This window comes from Tateyamaria omphalii, assembly GCF_014651375.1.
In the GTDB taxonomy this organism is placed as follows: domain Bacteria; phylum Pseudomonadota; class Alphaproteobacteria; order Rhodobacterales; family Rhodobacteraceae; genus Tateyamaria; species Tateyamaria omphalii.
In genome coordinates, this window is sequence record NZ_BMWT01000001.1 from 930,630 (window position 1) to 953,198 (window position 22,569).

Genomic DNA, 22,569 nt, shown 5'->3' on the forward strand with positions numbered 1-22,569 from the left:
TGGCGGCCGAACCGACGCGCGTAAATCAGCGGCACCGTGAAGATGCAAGTGCGCCGGATGGTGCGTTATGTTTGAAAGGGATGGTGGAGCACAGCGGGATCGAACCGCTGTACTCAGAGTGGCTGCGCAGCAGACGCGCGTAAGTCAGCGCCTACAGATACCAACCGGTGCGCCGGTGCGGTTGTGAATTTAGAGAAGGGATGGTGGAGCATAGCGGGATCGAACCGCTGACCTCCTGCATGCCATGCAGGCGCTCTCCCAGCTGAGCTAATGCCCCATCCTTGTTCAGCTGTTTCCAGCCGTGCGCCGCTGATTAGGCGCTTTGCCAAACGGGATCAAGCGAAAAAGACCCCGTTTGACGGATGCGTTTACGACTCGTCTTCTTCGGCGGCCACATCGGCCAGTTCGTCAAGCGAGACGTTGTCTTCGTCGTCGTCATCGTCGTCCAGAAGGTCATCATCCAGCTCGACATCGACATCATCGTCGTCCAGCACTTGATCCTCATCATCCGCAACTGTCTTGGCCTTGTTCTTGGCCGATGCGGCATCTTCGGCATCTGCTGCGATCATGCGGGTTTTCGAGCTGTCGACCTCGACCACATCGCCGGTATAGGGGCTGATGATGGGCGTCCGATTCATATCATAAAACCGTTTTCCGGTCGTCGGACAAAGTCGTTTCGTGCCCCATTCTTCCTTTGGCATGTGTCATCCTCTTGTCTGCGCGTGGCCCGGTCCGGCGCTGTGAAAGCGTGCGAAAGGGCGTGCCTCGTGTTGCGGCGATTCTGGGCAAGTGCCATAAGGCCAAGACGGAGTCAAAGCCTTATGGGCCGGAGTTGGCCCGCGATGCGGAGATGGGATGGCGGATCGGGTACTTCAAGGACACCCTGACATTGCTCTGACGTTGCGCCGGTCTGCCCGGGCACGCCGCATCACGTTGCGTATTTCATCCCTTGATGGCCGCGTCACACTGACCATGCCAAACCATGTGGCGGAACAAGAAGCTCTTGATTTCGCACGTCAGAAAGAGCGCTGGATTCGCAAGCATCTGGCGACACGGGTCGAAGATGTGGTCGTTGGAGCTGGGACACCTTTGCCGATCGAGGGTCAACTCCGCATGATTGTCCAAGGCAAAGGTCGCCGGGTTGTCATGACAGAGGATGAGTTGCTTGTGCCCGGCGGATCCGAAGCCGCCGCTGCCCGCACGCTTGGGTTTCTCAAGGCCCGCGCGCGCGATGTTTTGGCGGCAGCCTGCGATGACTATGCACGGCGACTTGGCCGACCGTACCATGGTTTGACCTTGCGTGATACGCGATCTCGCTGGGGATCGTGTTCGTCGGCAGGTCGGTTGATGTTTTCGTGGCGCCTTATCCTCGCGCCGCCCGAGGTTCTTCAGTATGTGGCTGCGCACGAAGTGGCCCATCTTGAGCAAATGAACCATTCGCCTGCATTCTGGAACGCGGTGACCCGCATTCACGGGCCTTATGACACGCAACGACGGTGGCTAAGGACTGAGGGTAACGCATTGCACCGATTCCGTTTTGGCGATTGACCCGCCTGACATCGTGTGATCACAAATGGTGATGCAGCAGGTTCCACGCACCCGAGATACCGCCTCCGCAGCCCATGATCGTGTCTATCGCCGTTTGCGAACACGTATCATGCATGGTGACATTGCACCTGGCCAGGCTCTTACACTGCGCGGGATTGGCAAGCAGTATGATGTGTCCATGACACCGGCCCGAGAGGCCGTGCGGCGCCTGGTGGCCGAAGGGGCGTTGTCCCTGTCGCAATCCGGTCGAGTATCGACGCCAGAGCTGTCCAATGAACGCATCGAAGAACTTGCAGCCTTGCGTGCCTTGATCGAGGTGGAGTTGGCGACCCGGGCATTGCCGCGCGCGCACTTGGCCTTGATCGAAAGATTGCAAAGCATCAACGGGGCCGTGGCAGAGGCCGTCGCCCATCGTGATGCCGTCAGTTACATCCGCACGAATCTCGAATTTCACCGCACGCTCTATCTGCGGGCACAAGCCCCTGCTATGCTGGCCATGGCTGAAACGGTGTGGTTGCAGATGGGTCCAACCATGCGCGCCCTTTATGGTCGCCTGCGCCGGACCGAGCCGCCGCGATATCACCGGCTGATCATTGCCGCCTTGCGCGCAGGAGATGAGCCTAGCCTACGGCTTGCGGTGCGGTCCGACGTGACGCAAGGTTTGAGGATGTTGGCGAGCTGATCAGGCAGCCAGGCCGGTGCTGCCAAGGCTAAGGAACTTGTGCCGACGATCGCTTATGAGGGCCGCGCGATCCTTGCTTTCAAGCTCGTCCAGCATGGCGGACAACGCGTTTCCGACGGAACCAATAGTATCTTCGCGATGTCGGTGCGCTCCGCCCACAGCTTCGGGTATGATCCGGTCGGTCACGCCCAGCTGCTTGAGGTCCTGAGCGGTCAGGCGCAATGCTTCTGCCGCCTCGCGCATCTTTTCTGCGTCTTTCCACAGGATCGATGCACAGCCCTCCGGGCTGATCACCGAGTACACCGAGTGTTCCAGCATCGCGACACGGTTCGCTGTGGCAAAGGCAACCGCACCGCCTGAGCCACCTTCGCCGATGACTACGGATACCAGCGGCACACCAATCTGAAGGCACTTTTCGGTTGAGCGTGCGATCGCTTCTGATTGCCCACGCTCCTCAGCACCTTTGCCCGGATAGGCACCGGGGGTGTCCACGAGGGTGATGACCGGCAATCCGAAGCGATCCGCCATGTCCATGAGCCGGATTGCTTTGCGGTATCCTTCCGGTCGGGCCATGCCGAAATTGCGTTCAATGCGAGACTTTGTGTCGTTGCCCTTTTCATGGCCGATCACGACGACCGGCCGATCATTCAACCGCGCCAAACCGCCCATAACTGCATGATCGTCAGCAAAATTCCTGTCGCCCGCAAGCGGAGTGTATTCCGTAAACAAGGCTTCAATGTAATCACGACAATGGGGGCGTTCGGGATGGCGGGCCACCTGGCATTTGCGCCAAGGAGTCAGATCGTCATAGAGATCTTCAAGCATCTGGGCCGCCTTGGCATCCAGCCCGGCGGCTTCGTCCGTCACGTCCATGTCCTCGTTCTGGCGTGCGAGGGCTCGAAGCTCTTCCGCTTTCCCCTCGATTTCAGCCAGGGGTTTTTCGAATTCAAGATACTGCGTCACGCCTGCGTCCCCGATGCGATTTTTCGCTATATGGCCGTAGGATGCAGCATTTGCAACGTTAGGGAAAGATCACGGGGTACAACGACGCAACAAGAAGCGCGGCCATTGACCAGTTGAACACCGACAATCGGGTCGGATTGGTGAGCACGCGCGCCATCTGTTGACCAAGCAATGTCCACGAGCTGACGGACGGAAGGTTGATGGCCCCGAAAACGATTGCGACGACAGCAATTGCCCAGAGGGTGGTCTCTGGCGTGTAGACGGTGACGGCGGTCAGAGCCATCGTCCATGCCTTTGGATTTACCCACTGGAATGCTGCGGCTTGCAGGAATGTCATGGGCACCCCCTTTGCGTCGCCATCTTTCAATGGCGCTGCGGTCGCAATCTTCCAGGCGAGGTACAGGAGATAAGCAACGGAAGCCACTTTCAGGACAGAGTGACTGACCGGGAATGCGTCGAAAACCTGGACAAGCCCTGCGCCGACCAGAAGCACCATGAACACAAACCCCAACCCGACGCCCAGCATATGGGGGATCGTGCGGCGAAAACCGAAATTTGCACCGGATGCCATAAGCATCAAGTTGTTGGGTCCTGGCGTGATCGAGCTGACAAAGGCAAATGCAGCCAGGGCGGTGAGAAGGTCATACGTCATATGCAATAACTGGCGGATTTTGTGCTGCCAGTGATTGTGATCTGAATGTTTTTTCGCGTACCTTTGCAATCAATGTCGAAACTTGACCGAATTAATGAACGAATATTGCATGAGTTGAGCGAGAACGGTCGGATCAGCAATATCGAATTGGCAGATCGTGTGGGGTTGTCTCCGTCCGCTTGCCTGCGACGTGTGCAAGAGCTGGAACGTGCAGGCATCATCTCCGGGTATCGGGCCGTACTGAACAGATCCAAAATGGGCGTCGGATTTGTAGCCTATATTGGTGTGGGCTTAAACAACCACTCGAAAGCCAGTCAGGAAGCGTTTGAGCGCGCGATTTCCCGTGCGCCGGAGGTGCGCGAATGCCACAATATAACGGGCACTATTGAATATCTTTTGCGCATCGAATGCGCTGATTTGCCGAGCTACAAAACCTTTCATACGGAAATGCTGGGTGCATTGCCGCAGGTGAATGCCATCACGTCTTACGTCGTTTTGGGATCCCCGAAGGATGAACGCGCCTAGAGATGCGTTTTATTGTGCAGCTTGATCCGAAATGGCAGTGAAGATTGCATCCAGCTCTTGGGCCAGAGTCGCGAGTTCCGGACCTGCTTCCTCAATGTAAGGCGCAAAAACCATCGAGGGTTTTTTGTAGCTGAGCGTGGCGGTCCCATCCGCATTTTCGGTGACGTATACGCGCACGGGTGCTTCGATCATTGCGGCCGTGGACAGGTTTAGGATGTTGACTGCGTAGACGTTGTTAAACAGGCCAATGACGCGGTTCCCGGGTATGGTGATACCGCGAGATTTTGCGGCCCCGGTTGGTCCTGCCTGGGTCACGACGCCCATCTTGTTGGCCTTTGCTGCGGTTTTGACGTCAGCAATCAGCTGGTCGTAACTTTTGGATGTTGGCGTGACGGACCATCCGTCGCGTTGCGTCATCTCCGCATGCGCAGTGAGCGTGGTGACGATCAAGGAAAGGGTGGCGATTGTCAGGCGCATGCGCTTCTCCGGTGGTGCGATTCCCTCTGCAAGGAAGCATGTGAGCGGGGACTTGCCTAATCACGTCTGTGTGCGTGGTGCAAAGGCTTGCCAGCCTTTAGGCATCCGGCATGACCCGATTTATCATGATTTGTGTTGTTGCCTTGCTGGCAGCGTGTTCTGGCCCGGAACCCGAAGCACCGCCAGTGTCGACGGTGCCCCTTTATCCAAACGAAACGCCGGAGTTGCGGCAACAAATCGAAGCCGCAGCAGCGGCCAATGACATTCCCGTCGCCTTGGTGCAACGCGTTGTCATTCGAGAAAGCACGCATCGGCCAGAGGCGCGAAACGGGCCCTATTACGGGTTGATGCAAATCCTTCCGGCCACGGCACGCAGCATGGGGTTTCGAGGCGAGCCCGTTGACTTGCTCGATGCGGAAACGAACTTGAAGTACGCAACGCGTTACTTGCGTGGAGCGTGGCTCGTGTCGGGTCAGGATATGGATGCGGCGGTGATGTGGTACGCGCGCGGCTATTATTTTGAAGCCAAGCGGTTGGGACTGATCGAAGAAACCGGTGTGGATGGCCGCAAGGTCTGGCCGGATTAGAAACGGTCGGCGGACGCTGTTTGCCTGCGGCAAAGACGCCCCGCCCACCGTCCCGTTCGATCCTCAGTTGGCAGCAATCATTTCTGATTGCCGCACGATGACTTCGGCCTGTTTGATTGACGCAATGTCGACAAGGCGGCCCTTATACACAGTTGCCCCTTCGCCCTTGGCTTTTGCCTCCTCCATCGCGGCGAGGATTTCCCGCGCTTCGGTCACGGCATCTTCGGATGGCGTGAACACCTCGTTTGCAAGTGCGACCTGTTTGGGGTGGATCGCCCATTTGCCGACCATGCCAAGCGTCGCGGAGCGCAGGGCCTGCGCCCGGAATCCATCGTCGTCCGAAAAGTCACCAAAAGGGCCATCGACGGGCAGGACGCCATGGGTGCGGCAGGCCGCGACGATTGCGGCCTGAGCCCAGTGCCAGGGATCGGACCAGTGCTTCTGGCCTTCATGCATCATGTAGTAATTGACCTGTGTTCCTCCGATTCCGGTCGTCGCCATCCCCATCGACGCGGCAAAATCTGCGGCCCCAAGGGACATAGCAGCGAGCCGCGGTGAGGCGGCGGCGATATCTTCAACATGAGCGATGCCCGCAGCGGATTCGATAATGACTTCAAATGTGATCGGTTTCGTGCGGCCTTTGGCGGTTTCGATGGACGTGACAAGTGCATCGACGGCATAGATGTCTGCCGCATTGCCAACCTTGGGGATCATGATCTGGTCCATTCGGTCACCTGCTTGCTCTAACAGATCAACGACATCCCGATACCAATAGGGTGTGTCGAGACCGTTGATGCGCACGGAAAGCGTCTTGTTTCCCCAATCTATGCCGCTGATGGCCTCAATCACATTTGTGCGCGCGCTGTCTTTGTCGCTGGGTGCGACACTGTCTTCGAGATCGAGGTTGATGACGTCCGCAGCCGATGCCGCCATCTTCTCGAAGATTGCTGGACGCGAACCGGGGCCAAACAGTTGGCAGCGGTTCGGACGGGCTGGAGGCGTGGGTTGAAGACGAAAAGACATGGCGCAACCTTTGGTAAGATAATTTCGTTTGAGGTCTCGTGGCTGGTATTAAATTGCGCCCCGCTTCGCAAGTTGGATTTTGCAGGTGCAGCATGACGCAGCGATTCTGCTGGGGTTGCTCACTGCGCAGAAGAATCTTCCAGCTTTTCTACTTTCCGTGCAAAATTCTACGTCAAACAGCGAGATCCGGTGTGGTTTCGCGATGTGATTGCATTCAGGGTAAGTAAAATACCGCGCAACGACAAAGGGGATGTCCGATGATTCAAACACCATATCTTTTGTTCCTTGGCGACGCGCCGGACCAGTTGGCTGCCAAAGTGGCACAAGGGATCAAGGACTGGCGTCCCGAAAATGCCGTGGGCCAGATTCGGCTGGAAGGGTGCGGTGCAGATATGGGCCTGACCGACATGACGCTCGAAGAGGGGCTGGCTGCAGGTGCCAAGACCCTTGTAATCGGCGTTGCAAACCGTGGCGGTGTCATTTCCGATGCATGGAAGGTCGTGCTCGTTAAGGCGTTGCAGATGGGATACGATCTGGCGGCTGGTTTGCACAACTTGCTGCGGGACGAGGATGAGCTTCAGGCGGCCGCACGGGTGAACGGGTGCACGTTGCATGATGTGCGCATTCCCACGATTGCATACCCCATCGCCAACGGGAAAAAACGCAGCGGCAAGCGTGTGCTGGCGATTGGCACAGATTGTTCCTGCGGAAAAATGTACACTGCCATGTCGATGGACGCGGAGATGCGTGAACGCGGTATGAAATCGGATTTCCGGGCAACGGGTCAGACCGGTATCCTGATCACCGGCAAAGGTGTGCCGCTGGATGCCGTGATTGCGGATTTCATGGCGGGTGCGGTTGAGTACCTCACGCCAGACAACGACGATGACCACTGGGATCACATCGAGGGGCAGGGCAGCCTGTTCCACGTCTCCTATTCCGGTGTGACAATGGCGTTGATCCACGGCGGTCAACCTGATGCACTGATCCTGTGTCATGAGCCCACACGGACCCACATGCGTGGACTGCCCCACTATGGGCTACCGTCGCTTGAGCAGTTGCGCGATACAGCATTGCCGATTGCCCGTGTGGCAAACCCGGATTGCTTCGTTGCTGGAGTGTCTGTGAACACCAAGGCGCTGGATGAAGACGCAGCACGCGCATGCCTGGCAGAGATCGAAGATCGCATGGGTTTGCCTGCTGCTGATCCGTTCCGCTTCGGCGCTGGCAAGCTGGTGGACGCTCTTTCATCCTGACGAAATGACAATGGAATTTTGCCCTCTCCAGGGGTGATGCTTGAACAAGAAATGGTGGGCGCATGCGCATTGATGTAACTCAGGATGTTTTTCGTCTGGCGCAGGCATTCACCATTTCTCGTGGGTCACGAACCGAGGCACATGTGCTGACCGCCAAGATCACAGACGGGGTGCATACCGGTGTTGGTGAATGTGTTCCCTATGCCCGCTACAACGAAACTCTGGACAGTGTTGCGGCAGAAATCAAAGCCCTGCCCGAGACTGTGACGCGGGCGGCGCTGTACGACCTTCTGCCCGCCGGAGCGGCCCGCAACGCTGTAGACTGCGCCTTGTGGGATCTGGAGTGCAAGCAAGCGGGCAAGCGCGCTTGGGAACTTGCGGGCCTTCCAACACCCGGCCCCGAGATCACGGCATACACGCTGTCGCTGGACACGCCCGAGGCTATGCAGGCGCAAGCCGCGCAGAATGCGCACCGACCTCTTTTGAAAATCAAGTTGGGCACACCGGATGATATGCCCCGGCTTGAAGCCGTTCGGGCAGGTGCTCCAACTTCCCGCATCATTGTCGATGCAAATGAAGGGTGGTCTGCCGAGATTTACGCTGATCTGGCACCGCATTTGCTGCGCTTGGGTGTGCAGATGGTGGAACAACCATTGCCCGCCGGAGATGACGAGGCCTTGATCGGCCTGGACCGTCCTGTCCCGGTCTGCGCGGATGAATCCTGCCATGATCGATCGGATCTGTCTGCCCTCAAAGGCAAGTACGACATGGTCAATATCAAGGTCGACAAGACCGGTGGGCTGACGGAAGCACTTGCCCTGCGTGAGGCCGCGCGGGCTGAAGGTTACGAGATCATGGTTGGTTGTATGGTCGGATCGTCCCTTGCCATGGCGCCGGCGACGCTGGTTGCGCAGGGAACTGCGGTTGTGGACCTGGATGGGCCACTTCTGTTGGCGGAAGATCGAAAAGCGCCACTGCTCTACGATACTGCTGGTGTTCACCCTCCGACCTCCGAGCTTTGGGGATGAGCGAAACCGCAGCCAATTCTGTTTGTGAATTCGCGACAGCGCCAAGTGCCCCGCTTGTCGTCACCCCGTTGAATGCCAGGCTGAATGCCGACACCGATAAAAATTGGGCGCAAATTGGCATGTCACTCGCCCATGTTCTGGATCCGCTTGACCCAATGCGGCTGTCCGCCCCATTGCCCGCATGCGATACCTGACTTAACGCCCGCATCAAACGCGCACTGCCAGAAGGAACCTCGCCATGACCAGAACCGTATACGTGAACGGGGAGTATCTGCCCGAAACGGAAGCGAAGGTTTCCATTTTTGACCGTGGGTTTCTGATGGCTGACGGGGTTTATGAGGTTACCTCTGTGCTTGATGGCAAGCTGATCGACTTTGACGGCCACGCCGTGCGCCTGCAGCGGTCGCTTGATGAGCTGGACATGCAATCGCCCATCACAAAGGACGATCTTCTCGAAGTGCATCGCGAGCTGGTCCGTGTGAACAGGATCGAAGAAGGCATGGTTTATCTGCAGATCACCCGTGGTGCGCCGGATGATCGGGATTTTGTCTTCCCCGACCCGGAAACAACCGAACCGACCATTGTGCTGTTCACACAGAACAAGCCCGGTCTGGCAGACAATCCGGCGGCCAAGAAGGGCATGAAGGTCATCAGCATAGATGACATCCGCTGGGGGCGCCGCGACATCAAGACGGTGCAACTGCTCTATCCGTCCATGGGCAAGATGATGGCCAAGAAGGCGGGGGCTGACGATGCCTGGATGATCCAGGACGGGTTCGTGACGGAAGGTACATCGAACAACGCCTATATCGTAAAGGGCAACAAGATCATCACCCGCGCCAAGTCAAACGACATCCTGCACGGCATCACACGTGCCGCGGTTCTGCGGTTTGCACAGGAAGCTCAAATGGAAGTCGAAGAGCGCAACTTCACCATTGAAGAAGCGAGAGAAGCGGATGAGGCATTCATCACATCTGCATCGACCTTCGTAATGCCGGTGGTCGAGATTGATGGCGTTGCTTTGGGTGAGGGTGTACCTGGCCGCGTCGCACCGCGCTTACGCGAGATATATCTGGAAGAAAGCCGAAAGGCTGCTGTCTAAGTTCTAAACTCAGGCCCGCTTTTCGATAACTCTTGAAAAGCGGGTTTTTTATACCCATCATGCTATGTAAATAATATTAACATGGAGGTGCATCTTGAATGAATGAAGACCTCATTCTGAACCTGTTGAGCGAGAATTCGGTTCTCATTATTGCTGCAGTCTTTCTGTTTATTTGTCTGTTCCTGGGAGTGCGCATCGTCCCGCAGGCTGACAAATTCGTCGTCGAACGCTTTGGCCGTCTGCATTCGGTGCTTGGCCCTGGCATCAACTTTATTGTCCCGTTTCTGGATGTTGTTCGGCACAAGGTGTCGGTGCTCGAGCGTCAATTGCCCAATGCCAACCAGGACGCCATCACATCAGACAACGTGTTGGTGCAGGTCGAAACCAGCATCTTCAATCGCGTGACCGAACCGGAGCGGACCGTGTACCGGATACGTGACGTGGACGGGGCTGTACAAACGACCGTGGCTGGTATCGTCCGCGCCGAGATTGGCAAGATGGAACTCGACGAGGTGCAGTCGAACCGGTCTCAACTGATTGACCAGATCAAGCATCTGGTTGAAGAGGCCGTTAACGACTGGAGGATCGAGGTCACGCGGGCCGAGATTCTTGACGTGAATCTCGACAAGGCAACGCGCGATGCAATGTTGCAGCAATTGAATGCAGAACGCGCGCGGCGTGCCGCTGTAACCGAGGCAGAGGGAAACAAGCGTGCCGTCGAACTGAATGCTGATGCCGAGCTTTACGCCGCTGAGCAGGCCGCCAAGGCCCGCCGGGTTGAGGCGGAAGCCGAGGCTTATGCAACACAGGTGGTGGCCGAAGCCATCGCGACCCATGGTATCGAAGCGGCGCAGTATCAGGTCGCCTTGAAACAGGTCGATGCGGTGTCGCACATTGCATCAGGGGCGGGGCAGCAGACAATTGTTCTGCCGGCCAGCGCCATGGACGCGTTTGGAGAAGCTTTCGGCATGCTGACTGGGAGGAAGAAGCAATGGCTGCTCTTTGGAGCGTCTGGTGGGTTTGGATCGTAGCGGCCTTTGTGTTGGCCATCATTGAGGTATTCGTGCCTGTCTTTGTTTTCCTTGGTATGGCCATCGGGGCTGTGGTCGTCGGCGTAGCCTTGGGCTTTGGTGCGCTGGGCTGGATCGGCGCCGGACTGCCTGTGCTGCTTCTGCTCTTTGCAGTGTCATCGGTGCTCGCAGCGCTTGTATTGCGCAACGTGATTGGCGTGCGGCGGGGGCAGGTCCGGATCGTGGATCGCGACATCAACGAGTGATACTCTGGGCGGAGGACACCTCCGCCTTACGACAAAATTGCGATTTTCGGCGGAGTGAACTCCGCCTTACGCGCCATTCCCAGAGCGGTCGACGGTCGTTTCTCCGTTGTGGACCAACCGTGTGGTCCAAGGGATCGGGTTGCGTAACGCGAAATGCGCCATGCACGCGCCCTCCGCCTCGGCCAACAGGGCCTCGATTTGTTCGCGGGGTTCGGGGCTTTCAATCAGCACATGGGTTTCAACTAGTTCCGTTTTGCCATCCGTCGTATGGCCGAAGTCGCGCATATGACCGAGGTTCGTGGCGAACCGAACGCGCTGCTCAAGGCGCAGAGATGTGATCTCGATCTTGCGGGCGGTGTAGATGTCCGTCAGGTGCGTCATCAGGCAAAAGCCGATGCCCGCGCAGAAATAGGCAAGCGGTGGCGGGGCCTGATCCTCGCCGACCGGGGGCTGTTCGTCACAATACAGGGTCAGTGGTGAAAACCCGGGGATGTTCACGGAAACAGACCCGGTCTTGTGCTGTTTAGTGCCGGCTTCGGCGACCAGATTAACCTCGAATTGCAACGGGTCAGGAGCCCGGGCGCGCCTGAACGGATCAGGCGTGAACGCAGAGGGTTCGGGCGCAGCGGTTGCCCGTTCACCTACGCGATAAATCTGGTCATCGGACATGATATTGAACCCTAGTTCTTTTCGACGTTTTCGGCGAATGCCGTTTTGAACGCATCCTGCTGTGCGGGCGATGCATCTGTCTGGTAGTTGGCTTTCCACTCGGCCATCGTCATGCCGTAAAACACCTCGCGTGCTTCGTCCTTGGACATTTCAATGCCCTTTTCGGCCCCGGCTTCCTGATACCAGCGCGACAGGCAATTCCGGCAGAAACCAGCCAGGTTCATCATGTCGATGTTCTGAACATCCGTGCGGTCCTCCATCAGGTGTTGGCGCAGACGGCGGAAGGCAGCGGCCTCTAGTTCAATGCGGGTTTGATCGTTCATGTGATGGTCCTTGTGATTGCGCGAGATCAGGTCGTGATGACCCACCATTGCCATTTCAGGTGACAAAATAAACCAGACTAAAGATTGGCCTCATTCCTGGCGGCTTCAAGATGAGTTGCGAGCACTGCTGCCCAATGCTGTTGCCCTGTGGGGTCCGAAATGAGATCCTGCCGGACTTCAAGTATGACATTGGGGCGTCCTGGAATATGTGCGTGCTGGCTCATTGCGTCGCCGGGAAAGAAGCCTGCATAGGGGGCGTTATCACCGACAGGGCTGCTCAGTGTCCGTTGCAATCCGGCGATCAACGGGTTCGCAATGCGCCGGTCTTGTGCCGAGAGAATACCAATCTCCCATGGTCGGCGCGGACGGTTCACAAGCTGGGGCGTAAAGCTGTGGACCGCGAGAAATGCAATGTCGCGCTGCGCGGCTGTACGGGCAATCGCATCGTGGTAGGGCGCATACAGTGTATCAATCCGGCGCTGCCGTTCCGTGTCAGGCAGGACCCGGTTCCCCGGAATGATTGTGCCGTCGTAAAGCTGTGGGATCAATGTTGGGTCATCAGCCCCACGGTTCGGATCGATGACGAGGCGCGAGAAGTTCGCGCTGACCACCGGGGCATTCAGCAATTCTCCCAACGCGTGGGCAAGTGCCAAGGCACCAATGTCAATCGCGATATGTCGCGACATCTCCGTTTCCGGCAGGCCCAACGTGCCGCCGTTCACATGGTTTGGCACAGTGTTCGTCGCATGGTCACAGGTGATCACCCAGCCACCATTGCGGTCCGCGCCATCGATGAGAAAGGGTGTGTGTGTCATCTGTCTGTCACCAATTGTGTCGCAGGTTTAGGTCAGTTGCCTCGGGATGTGAATTGGGCAATAAGGGCGCTGTTAGCGGTATCAGAAAAGGGCAAGACCATGCGACGCCTGCGGAACGTGAAAATCGTGGCCACTCTCGGCCCGGCCTCCGACACCTATGAAACGATCCGGGCGTTGCACGAGGCAGGGGCGGATGTGTTCCGCTTGAACATGTCTCACGGTAGCCATGAAGAGATTGCCGAAAAACACGCCATCATCCGGAAGGTGGAAGAAGATACAGGCTCCGCGATCGCCATTCTGGCCGACCTGCAGGGGCCGAAACTCCGAGTTGGCGTCTTTGCCGGTGACAGCGAAATGCTCGATGAGGGTGCAAAGTTTCGTCTGGACCTGAACGAAAAGGACGGTGACAGTAGCCGTGTTTGCCTGCCGCATCCGGAAATCTTCGAAGCGTTGGAAGTGGGTAAGACCCTGTTGGTCAACGATGGCAAAATCCGCTTGAAGGTCGAGGATTGTGGTCCCGACTTCGCCGATTGTGTCGTGGTTGCGGGTGGCGTGATCTCCAACCGCAAGGGCGTAAACGTTCCAGATGTTGAGCTGCCGCTGGCGGCGCTGTCCGAAAAGGACAAGGCGGATCTGGCATTCGTGGCTGATCTGGGTGTGGATTGGATCGCCCTCAGCTTTGTGCAGCGGGCAGCGGACGTTGAAGAAGCCAAGACTTTGATCAAGGGCCGCGCAGCGGTGCTGTCCAAGATCGAGAAGCCGAATGCCGTTGATCGGTTCGATCATATTCTGCAGGTCAGTGACGGGATTATGGTCGCGCGCGGCGATCTGGGTGTTGAGCTGCCGGTTCAGAACGTGCCGCCCATCCAGAAGCGTTTGGTGCGCAAGTGCCGCCATGCAGGAAAGCCGGTGATTGTGGCAACGCAGATGCTGGAAAGCATGATCGAAAGTCCCATGCCGACGCGCGCCGAAGTCAGTGATGTTGCTACAGCGATCTATGAAGGTGCGGATGCCGTCATGCTGAGTGCAGAAAGTGCTGCGGGCAGCTATCCGATCGAAGCGGTCACAACCATGGACCGGGTTGCAGCCGAGGTGGAACAGGACCCGACCTACACTCAGATCATCGAGGCCAGCCGGAGCGCCAGCCGTGCCTCCGTTGCCGATGGCATTGTGGCTGCGGCGCGCGAGATTGCAGAGACAACCGACATCAAGGCAATCTGCTGCTTCACCCAAAGCGGCACAACCGCTTTGCTGGTCGCGCGCGAACGGCCCCGTGTGCCGATCATTGCACTGACTCCGCTGGCGCGCACTGCGCGGCGCATGGCGCTGAGCTGGGGATGTAACTGCTACATCACGACAACGATGGAGCGTTTCAAGCAAGCAGTCGTCGGTGCAGCCCGTGCGGCGCGCGAAGGTGGCTTTGCCGGACCGGAAGATCAGATCGTCGTGACTGCCGGTGTCCCCTTCAACGTGCCCGGTACCACCAATATCCTGCGCGTTGCGCCATGTGATGAACGTTTGATTTACTCGACTGATCCGGAGTAACGTGACCTGACTTAAGGTAAGGTCACGTTCATGAGCCCCGACTACTACTTGGTTTTTGGCATCCTGCTTGCAGGGTTTTCCATACCTTCGGTGCTTTCCGCCATCTCTGATCGACGCGCGCCGCGTGCGTCGGCCATCACGATCCTAATCGCTGGCGGCCTGATCCTGCTGGCCATTCAGACCAAACCGGGTGGCTACAGCATCGAAGAAATCCCCGATGTCTTTGTCCGTGTGATTGCCGCCTTCATATAATCGAACGCAAGGTCGGCATTGCACTGCAAACCCCCCTTGCCATGGGGTGTATCTGCCCCTATACGCCTCTTTCATTCCGCGCGTCCGGCCCAAGTGGCATGCCGAGTCGCGCATCTACCGCACTCAAACGATGGAGACGGAAATGCCCAAGATGAAGACCAAGTCGAGCGCCAAGAAGCGCTTCAAGGTGACAGCGACCGGAAAGGTCATGTCAGGTCAAGCCGGCAAGCGCCACGGCATGATCAAACGCACCCGTAAATTCATTCGTGACGCCCGTGGCACCACGACCCTGTCTGCCCCCGACGCGAAAATCGTCAAGGGCTTCATGCCCTACGACCGCTAAGAAGAAGGAGCAGATACATGTCCCGCACCAAAGGTGGAACCGTCACCCACGCCCGTCACAAGAAGGTCATCAAGGCCGCCAAAGGTTACTATGGCCGCCGTAAGAGCACCTTCAAGGTCGCCCGTCAGGCCGTCGATAAGGCCAACCAGTACGCAACGCGTGACCGCCATAACCGTAAGCGCAATTTCCGCGCCTTGTGGATCCAACGTATCAACGCGGCCGTCCGTGCCCATGACGAAGCACTGACATACTCGCGCTTCATCAACGGCCTGAACCTGGCTGGCATCGAAGTGGACCGTAAGGTGCTGGCCGATCTGGCCGTGAACGAGCCCGAGGCATTTGCTGCCATCGTGGATCAGGCCAAGGCCCAGCTAAACGCGTAAGTACACGCGAGAATTGATTAAGGCCGTCCTCGCTTCGAGGGCGGTCTTTTTTTGTGCGATATGATGCGTTTGGCCGCTGGTTTCGCTTGATCATGTGGTTCATAGGACGCACCATACTAGATATGCCGTTTGTCTGGGGGGACGACCAATGAATTTGACGCGCCTTGTCTATTACTCACAGCGAAATCCGTCCGAAAGTATGGATGCGCAGGAATTGATTGCGACCTGCGAGCGCAACAACAAACGCCTGAACCTGACCGGCATGCTGCACTACAATGGCGATCACTTCCTGCAGGTGATCGAGGGTGGACGGGTCGAAGTATCGGCTCTCTATCACCGGATCGCCCGTGACCCACGGCATAGTAACATCATTCTGCTGTCATGCACCGACGTGCGCGAACGCATGTTCCCAAACTGGTCCATGGGTATGCATCAAGGCATGGATGACCGCGCGCGGGGCATCTACCTGCGCTACTTTTCTACGGATGATGTGAACCCCGAAACAGTGAACGTGGAGAGCCTGCTGGACGTGCTGCAGGACTTGTCGGTCGAGATGACCCCTCGGCTACGGGTCAGCAACGGTTAACGGCGTAGCCGTCGCCGTTTGCGCGTCAGTGCGTTCTCGGCGGCCTTGGCACGATCCTCAGCGTTGTTTGCGCGGCGACGCCATTTGGCAGTCTCACCGGCCAGCAAAGCAATCCGCGTTGCATTCTCGCTGCGATACCGCTGACGGGCCATAGCAAACCCGATGGCAGCCGCCACGCCCATGAATGCAATTGCCAGAACGAATTGAATTATGAAGGTCGTGCTGATCATGGCTGTGCCTCTGCCCGCATGACCCGTATTTCAACGCGGCGGTTCAGGTCTGACGTGGTGTCACTGCCCTGTTCCAATGGCACCCGTGATCCAAAGCCGACAGCTTCCATCTGGCTGATGTCGATCCCATAGACTGCTATCGCATTGACGGTATTTTCGGCGCGCGCCCAGCTGAGTTGAAGGTTCGAAAGATCGTCGCCAGAGCTGTCCGAATGCCCCGCGACCTGAACCTGGGCCTGCGGACATGCATTGATGCGTTCGCCCAGTCGGCGCAATCGCGGTTGTGCCGTCGGATCAATGTCTGCACTGCCCGGCTCAAACTGTAAAACAACACCTGAGATTTCAGATGTAAGGGTGGAAACGCAGTCCGTAATCTTTGTTGAACCAGCGGTTGCCTCAATAGGCGTGGCATTTACCTCACTAGTCGCCTCCCGAAGGGCAACAACCCAAGGCAGCTCGTCTGACCCCACGGGATTGGGCTTGAGTGTTCCGTCCTCCGCAGCCACTGTTTCAGCCACGGCGGTTTCGGTTTGTGAAACCTCTGCGGCAGGTCGCGCCTTGGGTGCAGTGGTTTCAGCCACGGGGGATGCAACTGCCAGATCGGCGTTCTCAGCCACCGGCAAATTCATGGTGTACACTCCAACTCCTGCCATCACTGCAATCGCTGCAGTGCCGACAGTGGCCAAAGCCCAGATCGATCCGCCCTTTTGTGATGCCAACCTGTCTGCGCTTGCGAGCGTTAATCCGGCCGCTCTGAGCGTGCGAAGGTCTTGGCCTTTCATGCGTGTTTTCATCAATTGTCCCCCCAGACAAACTCACTGATAAAACGTAACCGACACACTGCTTTCGTTTGGTTCAAAATGGACCTGGATACCGAGAAGTGATGCGGTTTCGCGGATCATGGCCTCATTTTCGCTTAGGCTGACTTCGGATCGGCCATCGTCCAGAACAACGGTCAGCCCCAGCTCGCGCACACTGTGCTGCAGAACCGACTTCAGCCGGTGCGAATACATAATGGGTGCCATGAAGCTTCCTGAACGCCAGTCTATTCAATTTGATCCTGCGTACACCAGATGCAGTGTTCTGAAAAGAAGTTTGGGCTAAATATCGTATTATTGTGCACGCTATTGAGTGGCTTACACGCGTCTTGTCGGTGTTTGCCATCCCGCTGCGTTGTGGTAGCAGGGCACCGAATAAAGGAGCACGTCATGGACGACCTCAAAGCCAAGTATTTGACACAGATCGCGGACGCGGCAAACGAGGCGTCTTTGGAAGACATTCGCATCGCGGCCGTTGGCAAAAAAGGCGAAGTCGCCCTGAAGATGCGCGAGCTGGGTAAAATGACGCCCGAGGAACGGCAAGTGGCCGGTCCCGCACTCAACGCGCTTAAGGATGAAATCAACAGTGCCATCTCGGCGAAAAAGGCCGCCCTTGCTGACGCTGCTCTGGACGAACGGCTGCGCTCCGAATGGCTGGACGTCACCCTGCCGACCCGCACCCAGCGCCGCGGTACGATCCACCCCATCAGTCAGGTCAGCGAAGAGGTTACGGCGATCTTTGCTGAAATTGGCTTCTCCGTCGCCGAAGGGCCGCGCATCGACACCGATTGGTACAACTTCGACGCCCTGAACATCCCCGGACACCACCCCGCGCGGGCTGAGATGGACACGTTCTATATGCACCGGGCCGAGGGCGACAATCGTCCGCCCCATGTGCTGCGCACCCACACGTCCCCGGTACAGATCCGGTCGATGGAGGCCACAGGCGCCCCCACCCGCATCATCTGTCCCGGCGGTGTGTACCGTGCCGACTACGACCAGACGCATACGCCCATGTTCCACCAGGTCGAAGGCCTCGCCATCGACAAGGATATCTCGATGGCGAACCTGAAATGGGTGCTGGAAGAGTTCGTGAAATCTTATTTCGAGGTGGACGGGGTCGACCTGCGCTTCCGCGCCTCGCACTTCCCCTTCACCGAACCCTCGGCCGAAGTGGACATCCGTTGCTCCTGGGAAGGCGGCACGCTCAAAGTGGGCGAGGGCGACGATTGGCTCGAAATCCTAGGCTCCGGCATGGTGCACCCCAAGGTGCTGGAAGCGGGTGGGATCGACCCCGCCGAATGGCAGGGCTTTGCCTTCGGCATGGGCATCGACCGGATCGCAATGCTGAAATACGGCGTTCCGGACTTGCGCGCGTTCTTTGACAGCGACCTGCGCTGGCTGCGCCACTATGGCTTTGCGGCACTGGACGTGCCGACATTGCATGGTGGTCTTAGCCGGTAGTGCCATGACCGCAAGTGAAAGCATCTACGCGGATTTCGGTGGATTGATTAAGTTGTTGTCTGATTTGGGCCCGGTGATTGTCGCGTTGATGACGCTTTCGGTCACGCTCTATGTGGCAGGACTGTACAAAAACCAAAAAGCTATTGATCGAGAAACTGAGATCAAGAACCTTGCCAGACAGATATTCGTTGATGTTCTTTATCAAGCAGAGCAACTCCGCAACGGAGCGCTGGCAGGAAAGCCCCAAGTCTCAGATATTGAATTTGACACCTTGCTCAGAGATTTTGAGTTAAATCGAAGGAAGCTGTCAGTCCTGAGCGAAGATGCTGTGTGTACCGCGATGAATGAGTACTACTACAACTGCTATCAAGGTAGGGAGTGGTTTGGCAGAGATGTGTTTCCTGAAGAAGAGCGGATGCACGCCGCAAAGATAGACAACGTCAATGCTGGCTATGATCACTTGACCACGGAAATGCAGAAATCCGTTTCTGCCTCTCACGATGTCAAAACGTTCAACTGAGATTGTATGCCAACAGGTATTGATTGCTGTGGGCGCGCTAATGTTGTTGAGCCAGAAATTAACCCCCAATCGGCGCAATTCAGACCACGACAATGTGACGTGACATGCGGAGCGGAATGGATAGCGTGCGGCGCATGACACGTCTTCTTGCTCTTCTCGCGCTCACCAGCGCGCTGCCTACCATCGCTGCTGCTCAGACCCAACGCGACATATGCCATCTGGATGTGCCATGTGCCGTTGGCGACCGATCCTATCACGTCAAGGAACCGGACGGTTGGGATGGCACCAGTCCATTGCCTGTGCTGATCCACTTCCACGGCTGGCAACGGACCGGGGCTTTGCCCGTGCAGCACCAGCGTATCTCGGGTGCCACCCGGCGGCGTGGGGTGCTACTGATCGCGCCCAACGGCAATCGCAAGACCTGGGACATGTGGTCACCCGAAACCGAGGACGTGCAATTCGCAGCCGACGTGCTCGACGATGTGATCCGGCGCTATCCTGTCGACACCGACAACATCTTTCTGTCCGGGTACTCTTACGGTTCCATAATGGCATGGCGGGTTGCCTGCGATCGGGGAACGGATATGAACGTGCGGGCCCTTTTGGGCATCTCGGGTACAATTAACCTATCCGAAGACTGTGCACAGGCCCCGCGTGAGGCGCGCCATGTCCACGGTCTCAACGACAACGTGCTTGATTTTCCCTACGGGGCAAATGGCGACACGACCTTTCCCGTATCGCTGTGGCGCGACCGGCTGGGTTGTACCGAGGCGCAAACCGATGGTGGTGACTGGTCTGCGGTTGAATTCCTGACCCTGTCGCGCACCGAATGGCAGGACTGTGCGGGCGGTATCAAAGTTGCGCTCGACACCCATCCGGGCGGGCACTTCATCCCCCATGGCTGGATTGCCCGGCAACTGGATGAGCTGTTGGACCGCACCCCGGTCTATCCCTGACCAGCGGGGCGGACGACACGTCCGCCTTACAAACCACACACCGCAAGGCGCAGGGGCTCTGCGCCCCTCCTTTGCTTGCACCTTGGCCCGATCTTTGCCATTGCAGGCTCGTATTGGAATGCAGGGGACGCTCCCATGAAATTCACGCTCAGCTGGCTCAAGCAGCACCTCGACACCGCCGCTTCGGTGGACGAGATCACCTATGCGCTGACCGACCTTGGACTGGAAGTCGAAGGGGTCGAGGATCGCGGGGCAAAGCTGGCCGACTTTACCATCGGCAAGGTGCTGAGCGCCGAAAAACATCCCGACGCCGACCGCTTGCGCGTCTGCCAAGTGGCGACGGATGAGGGCGAGAAACAGATCATCTGCGGCGCCCCCAATGCACGCGAGGGGATCACGGTCGTCGTGGCCAAACCGGGCGTCTATGTCCCCGGTATCGACACCACCATTGGCGTGGGCAAAATCCGCGGGATCGAGAGCTTCGGCATGATGGCCTCCGAACGCGAGATGGAGCTGTCGGACGAGCATGACGGCATCATCGAACTGCCCTCGGGCGAGGTGGGCGACCGTTTTGTCGACTGGCTGGACGAGAACGACCCGGCCAAGGTCGACCCGGTGATCGAGATCGCTATCACCCCCAACCGCCCCGACGCGCTGGGCGTGCGCGGCATCGCCCGCGATCTGGCCGCCCGTGGTCTGGGCACGATGCGTCCAAACCCGGTGCCCGAGGTCGAGGGAGCGTTTGTCTCCGACATCACGGTCAGCATTGATGACGACACGCTGGACGGCTGCCCCGCCTTCTTCGGGCGGCTGATCCGGGGCGTTCAGAACGGACCAAGCCCGCAATGGCTGCAGGACCGCCTGCGTGCTATCGGCCTACGCCCGATCTCGTTCCTTGTCGATGTCACCAACTATTTCACCTACGATCTGAACCGCCCCTTGCACGTCTTTGATGCCGACAAGGTCGCGGGCAATCTGCGGGTACACCGTGCCAAGGGTGGTGAAGAGATCGCGGCGCTTGACGAAAAGACCTACACGTTCCAGCCCGGCCAGATGATCATCTCGGACGACAACGGCCCGGAAAGCATCGCCGGTATCATGGGCGGGGCGGAAACCGGCTGCACCGAAGAGACGGTGAATGTCTTTGTCGAAAGCGCCTACTGGGACCCAATCCAGATTGCCTATGCGGGCCGCGCGCTCAAGATCAACTCGGATGCACGCTACCGCTTTGAACGTGGGGTCGATCCGGCCTTCACCCCCGTTGGATTGGATCATGCCTGTGCCATGATCCTCGAACATGCGGGCGGAACCGTCTCCAGCATGATCAGCGCTGGAGCCGTGCCAGACACGCGCCGCGCCTACAGGCTGGATGCCGCGCGGGTGCAAAGCCTGGTGGGCATGGACATCCACGAAAGTGAACAGCGCCAGACGCTGACCGCGCTTGGATTCAAGCTCGAAGGGGACATGGCCCACGTGCCCAGCTGGCGCCCCGACGTGATGGGCGAGGCTGATCTGGTCGAAGAAGTGGCACGGGTCGCGTCGCTGACCAAGTTGCAGGGCAAACCCTTGCCAAGGTTGACACCCGGTGTGCCGAAGCCAGTGATGACACCCATCCAGCGCCGCGAACAGATCGCGCGCCGGACGGCGGCAGCACTCGGCTACAACGAATGCGTGACCTACAGCTTCATTGATCAGGCCTCGGCCAAGCTGTTCGGCGGCGGCGATGATGCGACGATGCTGGAAAACCCGATCTCCAGCGACATGAGCCATATGCGCCCCGCGCTGCTGCCCGGTCTGTTGCAGGCAGCGGCGCGCAACCAGGCGCGCGGCTTTGCCGATCTGGCCCTATTCGAAGTGGGTCCTGCCTTCCACGGTGGTGAGCCGGGGGAACAGCATTTGCTGGTTTCGGGTCTGCTGGTCGGGCGGACCGGCCCCAAGGACGTGCACGGCGCATCCCGCCCTGTTGATGTCTATGACGTCAAGGCGGATGCCGAGGCAATCCTGTCAGCCATCGGCACGCCGGCCAAGGTGCAGATTCTGCGCGGCGCGCAGGATTGGTGGCACCCGGGGCGTCACGGCAAGATCTGCCTTGGTCCCAAGAAGGTGCTTGGCGTCTTCGGCGAACTGCACCCACGCGTGCTGGAAGCGATGGATGTGAAAGGGCCTGCCATGGCCTTTACCCTCTGGCCCGCCGAGGTGCCTTTGCCGCGCAAGGCGGGCGCCAATAAGGGTGCGCTGGACATTAGCGATCTTCAGGCGGTGGAGCGTGACTTTGCCTTTGTCGTCGATGCCGAGGTCGAAGGGCTGACGCTGGTCAACGCGGCCATGGGTGCGGATAAGACGCTGATCGAAGATGTGCGCATCTTTGACGAGTTCATCGGTGGCTCCTTGGGCGAGGGCAAGAAGTCCCTTGCCCTGACCGTGCGCCTGCAACCGAAGGATGCGACGCTGAAGGACGCTGATATCGAAGCGGTGGCGCAGAAAGTGGTCGACAAGGTCACCAAGGCGACAGGCGGCAGCTTGCGCGGATAGGTTCGGCGTTGGGG

29 protein-coding genes and 1 tRNA gene are annotated in these 22,569 nt (G+C 58.2%); 18 read left to right on the forward strand and 12 right to left on the reverse strand.

Features of this window, described 5'->3' with window-relative positions:
* Positions 1–201: 201 nt before the first annotated feature.
* A tRNA-Ala gene (locus IE087_RS04445) sits at positions 202–277 on the reverse strand.
* 91 nt (positions 278–368) lie between these two features.
* Positions 369–701 (reverse strand): TIGR02300 family protein, encoded by a 333-nt coding sequence (locus IE087_RS04450; protein WP_189368031.1) that lies wholly within the window; start codon positions 699–701, stop codon positions 369–371.
* A 154-nt stretch (positions 702–855) separates the two neighbouring features.
* On the opposite strand from IE087_RS04450, the gene IE087_RS04455 reads away from it, so the two are divergent.
* Together IE087_RS04455 and IE087_RS04460 are read left to right on the forward strand one after the other, a co-directional pair.
* Positions 856–1,548 (forward strand): M48 family metallopeptidase, encoded by a 693-nt coding sequence (locus IE087_RS04455; RefSeq protein ID WP_189368033.1) that lies wholly within the window; start codon positions 856–858, stop codon positions 1,546–1,548.
* A 31-nt stretch (positions 1,549–1,579) separates the two neighbouring features.
* Positions 1,580–2,230, forward strand: a complete 651-nt coding sequence (locus IE087_RS04460) for a GntR family transcriptional regulator (RefSeq protein WP_189368034.1) — start codon at positions 1,580–1,582, stop codon at positions 2,228–2,230.
* Here the strand turns inward: IE087_RS04460 and IE087_RS04465 are convergent, their stop codons facing one another.
* Both IE087_RS04465 and IE087_RS04470 read right to left on the reverse strand, forming a co-directional pair.
* Positions 2,231–3,193 carry an acetyl-CoA carboxylase carboxyltransferase subunit alpha gene (locus IE087_RS04465; protein WP_189368036.1) on the reverse strand — a complete coding sequence of 321 codons (963 nt, stop codon included), beginning with the start codon at positions 3,191–3,193 and terminating at the stop codon, positions 2,231–2,233.
* A 58-nt stretch (positions 3,194–3,251) separates the two neighbouring features.
* Positions 3,252–3,845, reverse strand: coding sequence for a LysE family translocator (locus tag IE087_RS04470; RefSeq protein ID WP_189368038.1), 594 nt, complete (start codon positions 3,843–3,845; stop codon positions 3,252–3,254).
* Between the two features lie 72 nt (positions 3,846–3,917).
* On the opposite strand from IE087_RS04470, the gene IE087_RS04475 reads away from it, so the two are divergent.
* On the forward strand, positions 3,918–4,370 hold the full coding sequence (locus IE087_RS04475; RefSeq protein WP_189368039.1) for an Lrp/AsnC family transcriptional regulator: 453 nt from the start codon (positions 3,918–3,920) through the stop codon (positions 4,368–4,370).
* Between the two features lie 9 nt (positions 4,371–4,379).
* Here IE087_RS04475 and IE087_RS04480 read toward each other — a convergent pair whose 3' ends face one another.
* A complete protein-coding gene (locus IE087_RS04480; protein ID WP_189368041.1) occupies positions 4,380–4,847 on the reverse strand; it encodes a DUF302 domain-containing protein in 468 nt (155 codons plus the stop codon).
* 110 nt (positions 4,848–4,957) lie between these two features.
* Between IE087_RS04480 and IE087_RS04485 the strand changes: the two genes are divergently transcribed.
* Positions 4,958–5,434 carry a lytic transglycosylase domain-containing protein gene (locus IE087_RS04485; protein ID WP_189368043.1) on the forward strand — a complete coding sequence of 159 codons (477 nt, stop codon included), beginning with the start codon at positions 4,958–4,960 and terminating at the stop codon, positions 5,432–5,434.
* A 63-nt stretch (positions 5,435–5,497) separates the two neighbouring features.
* Here the strand turns inward: IE087_RS04485 and IE087_RS04490 are convergent, their stop codons facing one another.
* Positions 5,498–6,457, reverse strand: a complete 960-nt coding sequence (locus IE087_RS04490; protein ID WP_189368045.1) for an L-malyl-CoA/beta-methylmalyl-CoA lyase — start codon at positions 6,455–6,457, stop codon at positions 5,498–5,500.
* 257 nt (positions 6,458–6,714) lie between these two features.
* Between IE087_RS04490 and dgcN the strand changes: the two genes are divergently transcribed.
* The 5 genes from dgcN (at position 6,715) to IE087_RS04515 (ending at position 11,119) form a co-directional block, all read left to right on the forward strand.
* Positions 6,715–7,713 (forward strand): N-acetyltransferase DgcN, encoded by a 999-nt coding sequence (gene dgcN, locus IE087_RS04495; RefSeq protein WP_189368047.1) that lies wholly within the window; start codon positions 6,715–6,717, stop codon positions 7,711–7,713.
* A 62-nt stretch (positions 7,714–7,775) separates the two neighbouring features.
* Positions 7,776–8,741, forward strand: a complete 966-nt coding sequence (gene dgcA / locus IE087_RS04500; RefSeq protein ID WP_189368049.1) for an N-acetyl-D-Glu racemase DgcA — start codon at positions 7,776–7,778, stop codon at positions 8,739–8,741.
* 238 nt (positions 8,742–8,979) lie between these two features.
* Positions 8,980–9,843, forward strand: coding sequence for a D-amino-acid transaminase (locus tag IE087_RS04505; RefSeq protein ID WP_189368050.1), 864 nt, complete (start codon positions 8,980–8,982; stop codon positions 9,841–9,843).
* A gap of 98 nt (positions 9,844–9,941) precedes the next feature.
* Positions 9,942–10,874, forward strand: a complete 933-nt coding sequence (locus tag IE087_RS04510) for an SPFH domain-containing protein (protein ID WP_189368052.1) — start codon at positions 9,942–9,944, stop codon at positions 10,872–10,874.
* Positions 10,835–11,119, forward strand: a complete 285-nt coding sequence (locus IE087_RS04515; protein WP_189368054.1) for an NfeD family protein — start codon at positions 10,835–10,837, stop codon at positions 11,117–11,119. The genes IE087_RS04510 and IE087_RS04515 overlap by 40 nt, the downstream gene beginning before the upstream one ends.
* 66 nt (positions 11,120–11,185) lie before the next feature.
* Here the strand turns inward: IE087_RS04515 and IE087_RS04520 are convergent, their stop codons facing one another.
* From IE087_RS04520 to IE087_RS04530, 3 genes are all read right to left on the reverse strand, one after another.
* Entirely contained in the window at positions 11,186–11,788 is a 603-nt protein-coding gene (locus IE087_RS04520) for an OsmC family protein (protein WP_189368055.1), read from the reverse strand.
* Between the two features lie 11 nt (positions 11,789–11,799).
* Positions 11,800–12,111, reverse strand: coding sequence for a DUF1244 domain-containing protein (locus IE087_RS04525; protein WP_189368057.1), 312 nt, complete (start codon positions 12,109–12,111; stop codon positions 11,800–11,802).
* A 77-nt stretch (positions 12,112–12,188) separates the two neighbouring features.
* Positions 12,189–12,926 (reverse strand): N-formylglutamate amidohydrolase, encoded by a 738-nt coding sequence (locus tag IE087_RS04530; RefSeq protein ID WP_189368058.1) that lies wholly within the window; start codon positions 12,924–12,926, stop codon positions 12,189–12,191.
* Positions 12,927–13,025: 99 nt separating this feature from the next.
* Here IE087_RS04530 and pyk point away from each other — a divergent pair, with 99 nt between their 5' ends.
* From pyk to IE087_RS04555, 5 genes are all read left to right on the forward strand, one after another.
* Positions 13,026–14,471: a pyruvate kinase gene (gene pyk / locus IE087_RS04535; RefSeq protein WP_189368060.1), complete on the forward strand. Its 1,446-nt coding sequence runs from the start codon at positions 13,026–13,028 to the stop codon at positions 14,469–14,471.
* A gap of 30 nt (positions 14,472–14,501) precedes the next feature.
* Complete coding sequence (locus tag IE087_RS04540) at positions 14,502–14,723, forward strand: hypothetical protein (RefSeq protein WP_189368061.1); 222 nt, start codon at positions 14,502–14,504, stop codon at positions 14,721–14,723.
* 142 nt (positions 14,724–14,865) lie between these two features.
* Entirely contained in the window at positions 14,866–15,066 is a 201-nt protein-coding gene (gene rpmI, locus IE087_RS04545; RefSeq protein WP_189368062.1) for a 50S ribosomal protein L35, read from the forward strand.
* Positions 15,067–15,083: 17 nt separating this feature from the next.
* Complete coding sequence (gene rplT, locus IE087_RS04550) at positions 15,084–15,449, forward strand: 50S ribosomal protein L20 (RefSeq protein ID WP_189368064.1); 366 nt, start codon at positions 15,084–15,086, stop codon at positions 15,447–15,449.
* 148 nt (positions 15,450–15,597) lie between these two features.
* Complete coding sequence (locus IE087_RS04555) at positions 15,598–16,035, forward strand: BLUF domain-containing protein (RefSeq protein ID WP_189368066.1); 438 nt, start codon at positions 15,598–15,600, stop codon at positions 16,033–16,035.
* On the opposite strand, the gene IE087_RS04560 is transcribed toward IE087_RS04555, so the two are convergent.
* The 3 genes from IE087_RS04560 to IE087_RS04570 are packed head-to-tail and all read right to left on the reverse strand — an operon-like array spanning position 16,032 to position 17,290.
* The gene (locus tag IE087_RS04560; protein ID WP_189368067.1) at positions 16,032–16,265 is read right to left on the reverse strand and encodes a hypothetical protein; all 234 of its coding nucleotides are present in this window, start codon (positions 16,263–16,265) and stop codon (positions 16,032–16,034) included. The genes IE087_RS04555 and IE087_RS04560 overlap by 4 nt on opposite strands.
* A complete protein-coding gene (locus IE087_RS04565) occupies positions 16,262–17,059 on the reverse strand; it encodes an OmpA family protein (protein WP_189368069.1) in 798 nt (265 codons plus the stop codon). The genes IE087_RS04560 and IE087_RS04565 overlap by 4 nt, the downstream gene beginning before the upstream one ends.
* A gap of 21 nt (positions 17,060–17,080) precedes the next feature.
* Complete coding sequence (locus tag IE087_RS04570; RefSeq protein WP_189368070.1) at positions 17,081–17,290, reverse strand: hypothetical protein; 210 nt, start codon at positions 17,288–17,290, stop codon at positions 17,081–17,083.
* 183 nt (positions 17,291–17,473) lie between these two features.
* Between IE087_RS04570 and pheS the strand changes: the two genes are divergently transcribed.
* From pheS to pheT, 4 genes are all read left to right on the forward strand, one after another.
* On the forward strand, positions 17,474–18,547 hold the full coding sequence (pheS, locus tag IE087_RS04575) for a phenylalanine--tRNA ligase subunit alpha (protein WP_189368071.1): 1,074 nt from the start codon (positions 17,474–17,476) through the stop codon (positions 18,545–18,547).
* 4 nt (positions 18,548–18,551) lie between these two features.
* Entirely contained in the window at positions 18,552–19,067 is a 516-nt protein-coding gene (locus tag IE087_RS04580; RefSeq protein ID WP_189368073.1) for a hypothetical protein, read from the forward strand.
* A gap of 134 nt (positions 19,068–19,201) precedes the next feature.
* Positions 19,202–20,023 (forward strand): CE1 family esterase, encoded by an 822-nt coding sequence (locus tag IE087_RS04585; protein WP_189368074.1) that lies wholly within the window; start codon positions 19,202–19,204, stop codon positions 20,021–20,023.
* 135 nt (positions 20,024–20,158) lie between these two features.
* The gene (gene pheT / locus IE087_RS04590; protein ID WP_189368075.1) at positions 20,159–22,555 is read left to right on the forward strand and encodes a phenylalanine--tRNA ligase subunit beta; all 2,397 of its coding nucleotides are present in this window, start codon (positions 20,159–20,161) and stop codon (positions 22,553–22,555) included.
* Positions 22,556–22,569 lie beyond the last annotated feature (14 nt).